Source organism: Nitrincola nitratireducens, from assembly GCF_000585235.1.
Classification (GTDB): domain Bacteria; phylum Pseudomonadota; class Gammaproteobacteria; order Pseudomonadales; family Balneatricaceae; genus Nitrincola; species Nitrincola alkalisediminis.
Window position 1 is genome coordinate 164,887 of the sequence record NZ_AONB01000005.1, and the last position, 13,160, is coordinate 178,046.

Consider the following 13,160-nt stretch of genomic DNA (forward strand, 5'->3'; position numbering starts at 1 on the left):
AAACCTCAACTATCTGCCCCAATCAATGTAAAATGTTTCGCATTCTTGCCCAGCGTGGGCATACGTCATCTAATAAATGGTAAAAATTGAATTATGCTCACATCACTGTTGAAAAAAGTTTTCGGAAGCAAAAACGAACGCGAACTCAAACGGATGAAACGGACTGTCAAGGATATCAATGCATGGGAAGCCGAGCTTGAAAAGCTCAGTGGTGAAGGGCTGACGGCATTAACCGAACAATACCGCCAACGTTATCAGCAAGGCGAAAGCTTGGAAAAGCTTTTGCCAGAGGCCTTTGCAACGGTTCGTGAGGTTTCCAAGCGTGTGATGAACATGCGCCACTTCGATGTTCAGATGATCGGTGGTATATCCCTTCACGAAGCAAAGTAGCCGAAATGAAAACAGGTGAAGGTAAAACACTTGTTGCTACCTTACCTGCGTATTTAAATGCGATTACGGGCAAAGGGGTTCATGTTGTCACTGTCAATGATTACCTCGCCAGCCGTGATGCCGAGTGGATGCGTCCACTTTATGAAGCCTTGGGTTTGAGTGTTGGTGTGATTCTGTCCGGTCAAGATCCGATGACAAAGCGTTCGGCCTATGCCAGTGACATTACCTATGGCACCAATAATGAATTCGGCTTCGACTACTTGCGCGACAACATGGCGTTCAGCATCGAGGAGAAAGTTCAACGTGGCTTTAACTTTGCCATCGTCGATGAAGTGGACTCTATCTTAATTGATGAAGCTCGTACGCCATTGATTATCTCAGGGCCAGCCGAAGACAGTTCGGTTATGTATGCGCGTATCAATACCGTCATTCCAAAACTGAAACAGTTCTTTGGAGAAGTGGACGTTAAAGACGACACGCAAACAATAGACGAACACTTCGTCGTGGATGAAAAAAATAGAACGGTTGAGTTGACTGAAGCCGGACATCAGTTGATCGAAGAGATTTTAAGCGAAGAAGGTTTGTTGGCTGAGGGTGAAAGCCTTTATGCACCGAATAACTTGAACTTGCTGCATCACGTTTTGGCGGCACTTCGCGCGCATTACCTTTTCCAAAAAGATAAAGACTACATCGTGCAAAATGGTCAGGTTGTCATCGTCGATGAACACACCGGTCGTATTATGCCGGGCCGCCGTTGGTCAGAGGGTTTGCATCAAGCCGTAGAAGCAAAGGAGGGCGTCAATATCCAATTGGAAAGCCAAACGCTGGCTTCGACCACCTTCCAAAATTATTTCCGTTTGTATGACAAACTATCAGGAATGACGGGAACCGCTGATACCGAAGCATTTGAATTACGTCAAATTTATGGTTTGGATGTTGTCGTGATCCCGACGAATCGTGAAATTCAGCGTATCGACCATAATGATCTCATTTATCTTACGATGGAGGATAAATTTAACGCAATTGTTAAAGAAATCCGGCATTGTAAAGAGAACAATAAGCCTGTGCTGGTCGGTACAGCGTCGGTTGAGTCTTCTGAACTCTTATCACGCATGCTGACCAAAGAAAAAATAGAGCACAATGTTCTAAATGCTAAGAACCATGGCCGTGAGGCTGAAATAGTCGCGGATGCCGGACGTCCTGGTGCTATTACGATTGCGACGAACATGGCGGGTCGTGGTACTGATATCATGTTAGGCGGTAAGCTTGAAAGAGAGCTGGCTGCGCTAAAAGACCCGACACCGGAGCAAATTGAAGCGGTTAAAGCCGATTGGCAACAACGTCATGATCAAGTGTTGGCGGCTGGTGGTTTGCATATTCTGGGAACAGAGCGTCATGAGTCTCGTCGAATTGACAACCAGTTACGTGGGCGTGCTGGACGTCAGGGCGATCCAGGTTCGACGCGTTTCTTCTTATCGATGGAAGATGATTTAATGCGAATCTTTGCATCGGATCGTGTTCGTCAATTTATGCAAGCCTTAGGGATGGAAAAGGGCGAAGCCATTGAGCACAAAATGGTGAGTAATGCGATTGAAAAAGCCCAGCGTAAAGTTGAAGGGCGCAACTTTGATATCCGTAAAAACCTCTTGGAATACGATGATGTTGCAAATGACCAGCGTACAGTTGTCTATGATCAGCGCAACGAGTTGATGAGCACTAACGATATTTCTGAAACAATCAATGCGATTCGTGACGAAGTGGTGGAAGACACGATTAACGAATTTATCGCGCCTCAGAGCTTGCCTGAAACTTGGGATATCGAGGGGCTTGAAAAGGCTCTCGAAATAGAGTTCTCGGTCGCCTTGCCAATCCAAACGTGGTTGGATGAAGACAAGAACCTCTATGAAGAGCCCTTGCGTGAACGTATTCGGGCGGAAATCATCCAGCGCTATACTGAAAAAGAGCAATTGGTTGGGGCAGAGACCATTCGTTTGTTTGAAAAACAAGTGATGTTGCAGGTCATGGACACGTTATGGAAAGAACATTTGCAAACCATGGATTTGTTGCGTCAAGGCATACATCTTCGCGGTTACGCGCAGAAAAACCCCAAGCAGGAATATAAGCGTGAAGCCTTCCAGCTTTTCCAAAACTTGCTCACGAACATTAAAAAAGACGTTGTCCGAATCTTGAGCCACGTTAAAGTACGTCAACCTGAAGAGGTTGAGGCAATGGAGCAGCAACGTAGAGAAGCGGCAGAGCGCCAACAAATGAATTTTGAACACTCACAAAGCAGTGGTCTTGCGAGCGCAGACGGTCAAGCACAAGCCGAGGCTCAAGAAGAGTCGGATAAGTCTGAACCTTTTGTGAGAGATGTTGCTAAAGTGGGACGCAATGAACCTTGTCCATGTGGATCAGGTAAAAAATATAAACAATGCCACGGTAAAATCTGAGGTAAGCACAATGGCAGTCGGCAAAGAAGAAGCGATCGTGTATCACCCTGTCAAAGGGTTTAAGCTAGGAACAGGCTCTGCAGGCATAAAAAAACCAGGACGAAAAGATCTGGTGGTGATGGAAATACCCGTTGGCTCTTCATTGGCGTCGGTATTTACCCTAAACCAGTTTTGTGCAGCCCCCGTTCGAGTTGCAAAAAAGCATTTAGCGACAGGTGCCTTGCCTAGGTATCTCCTGACGAATACCGGCAATGCGAATGCGGGCACAGGGGAGCAGGGCATAGTTGATGCCGAGGCATGCTGCCAAGCGTTAGCCAGTAAAATGCGCTGTGATGCAGAGTCGATTCTTCCGTTTTCGACAGGAGTTATAGGCGAGCCTTTGCCTGTCGCCAAAATCACGGCGGGTTTAGACAGTGCTATCGCTAATCTGTCAGAAGAAGGTTGGGAAGAGGCGGCTCACGGATCATGACGACGGATACACGTCCCAAGGGCGCCAGTGTCCAGTTTGAGTATCAAGGTAAAACGGTAACCGTAACCGGTATTTCCAAAGGCTCAGGCATGATTATGCCAAACATGGCCACAATGCTTGGATACGTCGCCACCGATGCAGAGGTCGAGCCCAATTTATTGCAACGTTTGTTGAGCCATGCGAGTGATCGCTCATTTAATCGAATCACAGTGGATGGTGATACTTCAACTAACGATGCTTGTATTTTGGTTGCAACAGGTCAAAGCGGTGTTGAAATTACCGACCTTGAGCCTGTGTTGATGGAGCGTTTTACACAGGCATTGGATCAAGTTATGTTGTCCCTAGCGCATGCCATTGTTAAAGACGGTGAGGGCGCGACTAAGTTTGTAGAGGTTCGTGTTGAGAAAGCAGGCAGCACGGAAGAAGCCTTGAAGGTCGCTTATACCATAGCTCACTCACCTTTGGTCAAAACAGCATTATTTGCTTCTGATCCAAACTGGGGACGTATACTTGCATGTGTAGGTCGTGCAGGCGTTCATGAACTCGATGTAAGTGATGTGCAGATCTGGTTAGATGAAGTGTGCATCGTCGATAAAGGGGCCCGTGCTACGAGCTATACAGAAGAGCAAGGACAGGAGGTGATGAACCGCGAGAATATTTGTATTCGCGTGATTCTGAATCGTGGTGGCTTTGCTGATCAAGTCTGGACAACCGATTTGTCTCACGATTATGTCACCATCAATGCGGAATATCGTTCCTAAATGAAGTCCTTGATTCATGTTATGGTTGGGGTTATCAGAAATGCCAAAGGCCAAATTCTGATCGCCCTTAGGCCTAAAAACAGGCATCAAGGTGGACTATGGGAGTTTCCAGGCGGTAAGGTTGAAGGCGATGAGCCACCTTACCAAGCTTGGTGCGTGAACTCAATGAAGAGTTAGCGCTTCATGTGCACGAAGCGACCCCCCTTATTCGTATCCCATACCATTATGATGATTGCTCAGTTCTCTTGGATGTATGGGACATTAATCGCTTTACCGGTGAAGCCAAAGGAATGGAAGGGCAGGAGATACGCTGGGTTGATCTCAATCATTTAGGGGAATACAGCTTCCCTGCGGCGAATGTTCCGATTCTTTCTGCCGTTCGATTGCCTAGTCATATTGCCATTACGGGGCAGGCTGTAAACCAGGATGCGTTTTGTTCGAAGGTGCAATCCCTACTTGAACAAGGTTGTCGTTGGATTCAGCTCAGAGATCACTCGCTATCGGAGCGAGATTACGCAGCTGTGTTTCATTTGCTTAAGCCTATCTGTGACGCGCATCAGGCCATCCTTCAGGTCAATACATCGCTTACATTGGCCAATACGCTGAATGCGCAGGCCTTGCATTTAACTGAGCCTCGCTTAAATGATCTAATGGAAAGACGAGCATTTAAAGGGCAATGGCTGAGTGCTGCGTGCCATTCACCGGACGCATTGCAACGAGCACAATCCAAAGGATGTGATTTTGTATTCTTGTCACCTGTGAAGGCGACACAAACTCACCCTGAGCAAGCAGGTATAGGTTGGCAGAGGTTTCATCAGTGGGTTTCTGACGTGACGTTACCTGTCTATGCGCTTGGCGGGTTGTCTCAGGTGGATTTTCAGTCTGCACGGGAAGCGGGTGCACAAGGAGTTGCTTCAATTTCAGCTTTTTGGCCTAACTGAGTGTTTTTAGTTTAATTCAATACATCCGACAGATTTATAAAATGCCGAGTGATATCAAGCCACTCGGCATTTTTTTTGTTTCTATGACGGGTCAGTCGTTAAGGCTGTATTTCACATCAGGGGCTTTTTGCTGTCTTGCTCTTTCAATCAGCTCTTGCCCTGTGGTTCGTTCAATCATCTTATTTTTTTGATGCAATGCTGTTTTAGCCATCATGTGCGCGCTGACGGGAGCTGTAATGAATAAGAACAGTGTAATCAGTAATTCATGAACACTAATGCCAGACTCTCGAACGGTGAATAAAATCATTGATGCGATCAACAAGCCGCCCATACCCAGTGTGGTTGCTTTTGTTGGCGCATGCAGCCGCATAAAAAAATCCGGCAAGCGCACTAAGCCAATCGAGCCGACTAGAATAAAGATGCCGCCAATCAGTAAAAAAATAGAAACAATCAGTTCAAGTAAAAAATTCATCTTTAGGCCTATTCAATAATATCGCCGCGCAGTAAATACTTACACAATGCTGCGGTGCTGATAAAACCTAACATTGCAATTAAAAGCGCTGCTTCAAAGTACAACGCCGACCCTAGCCAGATACCCAGTAAAATGATAAGTGCGATACTGTTGATATACATGGTATCCAACGCTAGCAGGCGATCAGGTAAGTCTGGGCCTGCAAACAGTCGCCATAAATTGAGAATCAATGAAATGGCCACCATGGCCGTTACCAAGGATACAGTCCAACTTAACATGAAAATATCTCCATTAATGGCGCTTCATAACGTTGTTTAATCGTTTGAATCAGCTCTTCTTCATTTTTCATGGTGAGTGCGTGGACATAGAGAAACTTCCGACATTCAGACACTTCGGAGCTGACCGTGCCTGGTGTTAAAGAGACGGTGCTGGCTAAAAGGGTAATTGGAAGCTCACCTTCAAGGTCAAGTGGTACCGCAAAAAAACCTGGGTTGAGATTTTTGATTGGCCCCATAACTTGAATGGCGACTTCGAGGTTTGCCGTCACGATATCCCCCAGAACCCGTAAAGCATAACGAAACGTGTGCATGGGTTTATGCAGTGCGGGTTGTGGTTTGCTTAAGCTAGAGGTGAGCAGAGGAATACCCAATGCCAACACCGACCCCAAGAACAGATGTCCAGGTGCCAGTGTGTTGTTTAGCAGCAGCCATGTGACAAATAACAAGATGCTGTGATAGGGCATGGGCAGCCATTTAAAACGAGGTTTTGCTAACATGACAGTTATTCTCCTAACACTGGCAACAGAGCACGAACCGAGAGCTCGGGGTTGTGTAAAACCGCCGCTGCTTCATGCGTCATGCTGGTAATAGGGCCGGCAAACAAGACCAATAAAGGGGAAAGGCTAAGTAAGAATACAATCGCCATTAACTGGGTAATATGCACAGGGTTACCATCAGTATCGGCGGTATTTCCGGTGGTACGCCAGAAAAGGGTTGTTCCGGCTCTCGAGAGAGCGATAATTGATGCCAATCCGGCGAACAAGATCGACGACCATACCCAGCCCATTTCAGCCCCTGTATGGGCCGATTGCAGTAGCAGTGCTTTTCCAATAAAGCCCGATAATGGCGGCATACCCACCATGGCAATTGCCGCTACAAAGTATAACCCAGCCAGAAGGTCTCGCTGCTTCATGAGTCGAGCCGCTACGAAACGGTCAGCGGCTTTGCCGCGCTGTTTGGCAATCAAATCTGCAATTAAAAACATCGCGGCTGACACCAATGTGGTGTGCAATAGGTAGTAGAATGAAGCGCCACTGGCATCCTCACGTCCGAGTGCGGCCCCAGTTAGGAGTGTTCCCACCGAGATTAGAATCATGTTGGCGGTTAGCATCTTCAGATTTTGGCTGGCCAGCGCGCCAATGGCCCCTGCGATCAGGGTTAGCACGGCAATCGGCCAGAGCCAAAACTGCGCAATATTGGCTAGATCACCAGCAAAATCGCCAAAAATAACGGTATGTACCCTAAAGATGCTGTAAATGCCCACTTTGGTCATAATGGCAAACATGGCGGCAACTGGAGCACTGGCTGCGGCATAGGTTCTGGGCAACCAGAAGTGGAGGGGAAGCATGGCTGACTTTAGACCAAATACAATAAGTAGCAGTAATCCTGCAATTTTAACCAGTGTGGTTTCATCAGAGTCAAGGGTTTGAAGTTTTATCGCCATATCTGCTGTGTTTAGCGTGCCAAGCATTCCGTAAAGAATACCAAGGGCAAACAAGAAGATACTCGATCCGACCAAGTTTAAAATAACGTAATGTAGACTCGCCTGGGTCTTGTGTTTGCCACCGCCATGTATGAGCAAAGCATAGGACGCGATCAACAGAATTTCAAAGCAAACGAATAAGTTGAATAAATCCCCAGTTAGGAAAGCGCCGTTAACACCTGCCACTAAGAGTAATATCAGGGTGTGATAATACATGCCCGTTTCATCTTCACCTGCACAGGCATAGAGAATGGAGGCAAGGGCCAGAATTGAGGTTAAAAGCACCAGTAGCGCCGCCAATGGATCCGCAACAAGTACGATGCCGTAGGGTGCTGACCAGTTGCCTAGCGCGTAGAGTTGTGTTCCCTGGGACATGACTTCTTTAAGAAGACCGCTGGACACCACCAATACCAGCATAGATGAGCCTACCGCAAAGATGCGCTGACGTGTAATGCTGTTTTGAATCGGTGGAAGGATCAGCAATACACCCGCTAATAATGGCAGTAGAAATGGCATGATGACCAAGTGTTGCATCAAGATTTCTCCTTGTCCGTGAGTGATGAGTGATCTGGAATGCGTCCATCAACGTGGTCATTTCCAAGATCACCTCGCCCTCTCATCGATAAAATTACAACAAACGCAGTCATCGCAAATCCGATAACGATGGCCGTGAGTACCAATGCCTGAGGCAGTGGATCGGCATAGGTGCTGTTAGCCCCTATGACGGCAGCCGAGTCAACGGATAAGCGTCCCATGGAGAACAGGAATAAATTAACGGCATAACTTAATAGTGTCAGTCCAACCACCACAGGAAAGGTTCGGCTGCGTAACACCAAAAAAATGCCGCAAGTGGTCAGTATCCCAACACAAAATGCAAATAAGGCTTCCATTATTTATCCTCCATTTTTGGACGATGCGATGTGGTTAACTTTCCAAGGTTCGCAAGGATTAATAGTGTTGCGGCCACCACCGTAATATACACGCCAAGATCAAACGCAATCGCGCTTGCTAATTCAAACTCACCCAGCAGCGGTAAGCTGAAGTAATCAAACCAGCTGGTTAAGAACGGACGATCAAATAACCAGCTACCTGCACCCGTGATGGCGGCGATCAAAACACCTATGGCGATTGCCCATTGGTAGTTGATTTTCAGGCGAGGTTTAATCCAGTCCACACCGTGTGCAATGTACTGCAAAATGATGGCAACGGCTGTAATTAAGCCTGCAATAAAACCACCGCCGGGCATGTTGTGACCACGAAGGAAAATGTAGGCAGAAACAAGCAGCGCTAATGGAAGCAGTGATTGAGACACTGTTCTGAGAATCATCGGATGGCTGTCTTTGGTCCAGTTGATGCCCTTACTGTCACCGGATGGCATAAAGACCTTCATGCGGTTAATCAGCTTGAAAATACCCAGTGCAGCAATGCCGAGTACCAGTATTTCCCCAAAGGTATCGAACCCACGGAAGTCGACCAAAATGACGTTAACAACATTGGTCCCACCCCCGCCAGGTTTACTGTTTTCTAAGAAGAATTCAGAAATACTCAGCTGAGGGCGAGTCATGATTGCATAGTTGATGGTGCCGATAATACCGCCAATAATTGCAGCAACGCCAAGGTCTCTGGCAACTCGCCCTGGGCTTGACTCCTTAGGCGTTTGTTGCGGTAAAAAGAATAGCGCCAACATTAATAGTGTAATGGTGACAACCTCGACTGACAGCTGAGTCAGAGCCAGGTCGGGTGCTGAAAAATAGGAAAAAGAGACAGAAACAATTAAGCCGACAACAGATAGAGTCAACAATGAAATGTAACGTTGTCGATGCCAAATAACGGTTGCAAACGCCGACAATACTAGAAGGGTGGCCATGATAATCGACAAGGAGGTTAGTGGTAACTGAGTTCTTGTCCCCTCGGTTTGCAGCAAATCCAGCAGCGGGTGGCCAGCAAACACGATGACCAATAGCAACACCATTAGCATATAGCGTTGCAATGAACCATTTTCAAAATAGGCATTGATTTTTTGAGTCCCACGTACCATGCATTGAATAATGCTTTCAAACACAATTTTTGCATCGGTTTCAGGGAATTGGCTCTGAAATTTGAAGAGCTTACGACGGTTGTGGTAAATAATAATGCCAAAGAGCATTGCCACAATACTCATCGTTAGGGGCAAATTAAAACCATGCCAAATTGATAAGGAGTAATCGGGCACATCTCCTAAGAGAACGGCTGATGATGCACTGAATAAGAGCTTACCAACAATTAAACCCGGAAAAATACCAACCAAGAGACATAAGCCGACTAAAATTTCGACGGGTACTTTCATATACCGAGGCGGTTCATGTGGTGTTTTGGGCAAATCAATCGGTTCGCCATTGAAAAAGACATCGTGAATAAATCGAAGCGAATAGGCGACCGAGAAGATGGCAGCAAGTGTTGCTAAAACAGGGATCATCCAAGATAAAGAGCCTAGGGTGTGTTGGTGCAGGGTTTCAGCAAAGAACATCTCCTTTGATAAGAAACCGTTCAGTAATGGAACACCCGCCATGGAGGCTGCTGCAACCATGGCAAGGGTTGCTGTGTAGGGCATAAACTTCCAGAGACCATTTAAGCGCCGCATATCGCGAGTGCCAGCCTCATGGTCAATAATACCTGCCGCCATAAACAACGATGCTTTAAAAATGGCGTGGTTGATAATGTGGAAAATGGCTGCAATTGCCGCAAGCTGCGTATCCATGCCAAGCAATAGAGTGATTAATCCCAAGTGGCTGATGGTTGAGTAGGCAAGTAACCCTTTGATATCGTGTTTAAATAAGGCGGTATAAGCCCCCAGCAGCAGTGTGGCAAGCCCCGTCATGCTGACGATGATAAACCATAGTTCAGTACCGGATAGCGCAGGGTAAAATCTCGCCATCAAAAAGATGCCAGCTTTAACCATTGTGGCAGAGTGCAAATAGGCACTGACTGGTGTGGGCGCCGCCATCGCATGCGGTAACCAAAAATGGAAAGGGAATTGTGCTGATTTAGTGAAGGCGCCTAGGAGTATAAGGACCAATGCGACAGGGTAGGCACCGTGGGCGCGAATCAGGTCTCCACTGTTAATAACGACTTCAAGATCATAACTGCCGACAATTTTACCGATTAGGATGAGGCCTGCAAGGAGTGCAAGACCACCAGCTCCCGTCACCGTGAGGGCCATTCGGGCGCCTTTACGACCCTCGGTTTTTCCATGCCAGAAGCTGATTAACAGAAAAGAGCTTATGCTGGTGAGCTCCCAAAACATCCACAACTGAATAAGGTTGTTTGATAGCACAATGCCCAGCATGGCTGTCATGAATAAAATCAAATAGGCGTAAAATTTGCCCATTGAGTCTTTTGCAGATAAATAGTAACGAGCATATAGAATAATGAGCAAGCCAATTCCAAGGATGAGCAGTGCAAATAGAAAGGCAAGGCCATCCATCCTAAATGACAGATTCATTCCCAGTGCTGGCACCCAGTTCATGCTGACAATTAGGGTTTCACCGCTGAAAACGGCGGGTGCCATCAATAATACGAGCAATAATGATAGAGCCGGTGCGGCGGCCGTTATAAAAGCGCACTGTGTTCGGCCAAGCTTTGCAGACAGTAAAGGGGCCAGCACTCCTAACGCAGGTAGGAGAGGAATCCAGAAAAGACTCATGGTGGCGACTTGCTCCTGATAGGTCCTGTGGACAATACATACAAAAGCAGACCTGATATATCCCTGTTAAGAGGTATAAAAGATCTGCCAAGTGTATTCATAATTACAATTAGTAGCGGACTTTATACACGCTCCGGCGCTTCTAGTCTAGATTTTGTGGTTTGGTTGTAAGCTTATTCGAATATGGAATAATCGGAGGGTGTTACTCTATCAAAATAACGTGCCGCTGAGGCTATCTTAATCCAATTGCCGAGATTCTGGTGGGCTTGAGCGGTTCTCAGAAAGCTGAGTTAAATGCTGAGCCAGCCGCTCTAAGGATTCTGTAGACCAAGTTGAATCTGATAGTGCGGCCCAGGCCTTAATGTAATCTCCAGTGGAAATTTCATGTCCAAAGCCTGAGGGCGCACTGCCTATGGATAAGTCGACCATGAGTTGCAGCATGGTAACAATAGGATACCAGCTGAGGTAAGGCGATACATCGGGTGCGCGAGGTTCCTGCATCCAATCGGGCTTTCGCCAAAAAGCAGCAGGTTCAAAAAATGTAATAGGGTCACTTCCGTATTGTAAAAAGGCAATGCGAAAATCGCCCCACGCTGTCCGTTTCGCTCCAGTCCTTGTGTTTGGTTCATAAAACGAACCACGCTGCCCTGTCGAAAGGTGGGAAGCCAAGCGGGTGAGTCAGGGTCGCGATTACGCGTTACATTTCTCCAAGTCTCACTTCTGAAGGGGGGGCCGCTCCATAACACGCCATTAAATGGATCTTCTATGATGTCATAGAGGTCGAATGAAAGATCAGAGTTGAGTGCGCCTAGACTCAGTCCGAATAAATAGAGTTTTGGGCGTGAGTCTCTGGGTAAGGATGTCCAGTAGCGGTAAAGTGTATTGAATAAGGCTCTAGCATTTTCGGCACCGTATTGACCCTCGGCAATGATGGAGAGGTGGCTGGGTAAATAGGAGTATTGTGCGGCAACCGTTGCAATATCACCTTTATGAAGGTATTCAACAGCATCCTGTGAACGAGGATCAATCCAGCCACGTCCAGTAGGGGTTGCCAGAATCAATACCGAACGCTCAAATCCTCCGACCCTAATCAGCTCATCTAATGCCAGTTGTGCGCGTAGCTCTGGCGTATCGGCTGCATTGAGCCCGACATAAACCCGAATTGGGTCAAGAGCAGGTTCGCCTGTGAAGCGGCTGATATCATCGCTAGAAGGGCTTTGTACAACAAAATGTCGACCTCGGCTGCCCAGTGCTTCCCAGCTGATTAGCGACTCAGCACTACCGGGTTTATTAGGGTCAAGAGGAGGGTGCAAATCGTCTTGAATCAACTGATCGGCATGTTGATAGGATCGATCCGCCAATTGGAGTGCATAGGAGTAAACCAAGCCTTCAATAATTGACCAAAATAAAGCCGTCACCATGACGATACCAAGTACATGTGATACATGGCTTGGAAGAAACCGGGACATCCTCTTCGATAAATAATAGAAGAGGATTTTAAATAATTTAGCGAACAAGAACGCCACTGCAAAAACGGCAAGTGTGATGGCGGCAATTGTAAAGGGCCGGGTGCTATCTTCGGGTTCCATGCCCATGAGCGTGCGAATACTGTTTTGCCACTCAGACGCACGCCACAAGAATAGAATTGAAATGCATAGACTGATGGCGGCTAGACTCAATTGTATATAGCGCTGCATTGGCTGTTTGGCCGAGGGCAGGTGTAAGTAATTCCAAAGCCAGTGACCCAGCACACCAAAAGCATATCCAATCGTAAAGCTCAGTCCCGATACGATGCCTTGAGCAATATAGGGGCGTGGAACTAGGCTTGGAGTGAGCGATAGGGCAAATAAAAATGTAGCGAATACAAGCCCAGAGGTTGAGAAATGCTTAAGGAGGTTGCTGAATTTGTACATCTTAACGTGATTGATCATATTGAAAACGTGACGACTACCCAGTGTATGTGCTCTATTCATTGATGATATAGATTTATTCATCGTCTGTGATCGATAAAATAAATTTTTTTCAGTTTTTCTGATTGTATACGTCGAGATTTAGGGGTGGCAAGTCAATCGGGATTATAACAAAGTGGTAAATGGGACAATGTCATCATTGATAGTGAAGGCGTGAATACGTCGGAACAATCTGGACTGAGTTGGTTGTATACGGCGCTGACGCGTGAGGCTAAGTCGGTTTGTTTGGTGCAGAAGCGTTCAACAGACAAGTTTTTCTAGCCT

At 46.8% G+C, this 13,160-nt stretch carries 8 protein-coding genes and 3 pseudogenes; 4 read left to right on the plus strand and 7 right to left on the minus strand.

The features are described from left to right. Positions 1–93: 93 nt before the first annotated feature. From secA to D791_RS06955, 4 genes and pseudogenes are all read left to right on the plus strand, one after another. Positions 94–2,840 (plus strand): annotated as a pseudogene (secA, locus tag D791_RS06945) (preprotein translocase subunit SecA). Between the two features lie 10 nt (positions 2,841–2,850). Beyond that, positions 2,851–4,070: pseudogene (gene argJ / locus D791_RS06950) on the plus strand (bifunctional glutamate N-acetyltransferase/amino-acid acetyltransferase ArgJ). Between the two features lie 21 nt (positions 4,071–4,091). Continuing rightward, positions 4,092–4,247 carry an NUDIX domain-containing protein gene (locus D791_RS20770; protein ID WP_272944815.1) on the plus strand — a complete coding sequence of 52 codons (156 nt, stop codon included), beginning with the start codon at positions 4,092–4,094 and terminating at the stop codon, positions 4,245–4,247. Beyond that, the gene (locus tag D791_RS06955) at positions 4,223–5,011 is read left to right on the plus strand and encodes a Nudix family hydrolase (protein WP_272944816.1); all 789 of its coding nucleotides are present in this window, start codon (positions 4,223–4,225) and stop codon (positions 5,009–5,011) included. The genes D791_RS20770 and D791_RS06955 overlap by 25 nt, the downstream gene beginning before the upstream one ends. 91 nt (positions 5,012–5,102) lie before the next feature. On the opposite strand, the gene D791_RS06960 is transcribed toward D791_RS06955, so the two are convergent. The 7 genes and pseudogenes from D791_RS06960 to D791_RS06990 all read right to left on the minus strand — a co-directional run bounded on the left by D791_RS06960 (position 5,103) and on the right by D791_RS06990 (position 12,920). Beyond that, positions 5,103–5,483: a Na+/H+ antiporter subunit G gene (locus tag D791_RS06960; protein ID WP_036509549.1), complete on the minus strand. Its 381-nt coding sequence runs from the start codon at positions 5,481–5,483 to the stop codon at positions 5,103–5,105. 8 nt (positions 5,484–5,491) lie between these two features. Continuing rightward, on the minus strand, positions 5,492–5,761 hold the full coding sequence (locus D791_RS06965) for a K+/H+ antiporter subunit F (RefSeq protein ID WP_036509552.1): 270 nt from the start codon (positions 5,759–5,761) through the stop codon (positions 5,492–5,494). Further along, entirely contained in the window at positions 5,755–6,258 is a 504-nt protein-coding gene (locus tag D791_RS06970) for a Na+/H+ antiporter subunit E (protein WP_036509556.1), read from the minus strand. The genes D791_RS06965 and D791_RS06970 overlap by 7 nt, the downstream gene beginning before the upstream one ends. Positions 6,259–6,263: 5 nt before the next feature. Then, on the minus strand, positions 6,264–7,778 hold the full coding sequence (locus tag D791_RS06975) for a monovalent cation/H+ antiporter subunit D (protein WP_036509559.1): 1,515 nt from the start codon (positions 7,776–7,778) through the stop codon (positions 6,264–6,266). After that, entirely contained in the window at positions 7,778–8,134 is a 357-nt protein-coding gene (locus tag D791_RS06980; protein WP_036509561.1) for a Na+/H+ antiporter subunit C, read from the minus strand. Before D791_RS06980 ends, D791_RS06975 begins: the two co-directional genes overlap by 1 nt. Beyond that, positions 8,134–10,926: a monovalent cation/H+ antiporter subunit A gene (locus D791_RS06985; RefSeq protein ID WP_036509564.1), complete on the minus strand. Its 2,793-nt coding sequence runs from the start codon at positions 10,924–10,926 to the stop codon at positions 8,134–8,136. The genes D791_RS06980 and D791_RS06985 overlap by 1 nt, the downstream gene beginning before the upstream one ends. A gap of 237 nt (positions 10,927–11,163) precedes the next feature. Then, positions 11,164–12,920, minus strand: a pseudogene (locus D791_RS06990) (alpha/beta hydrolase). Between the last annotated feature and the right edge of the window lie 240 nt (positions 12,921–13,160).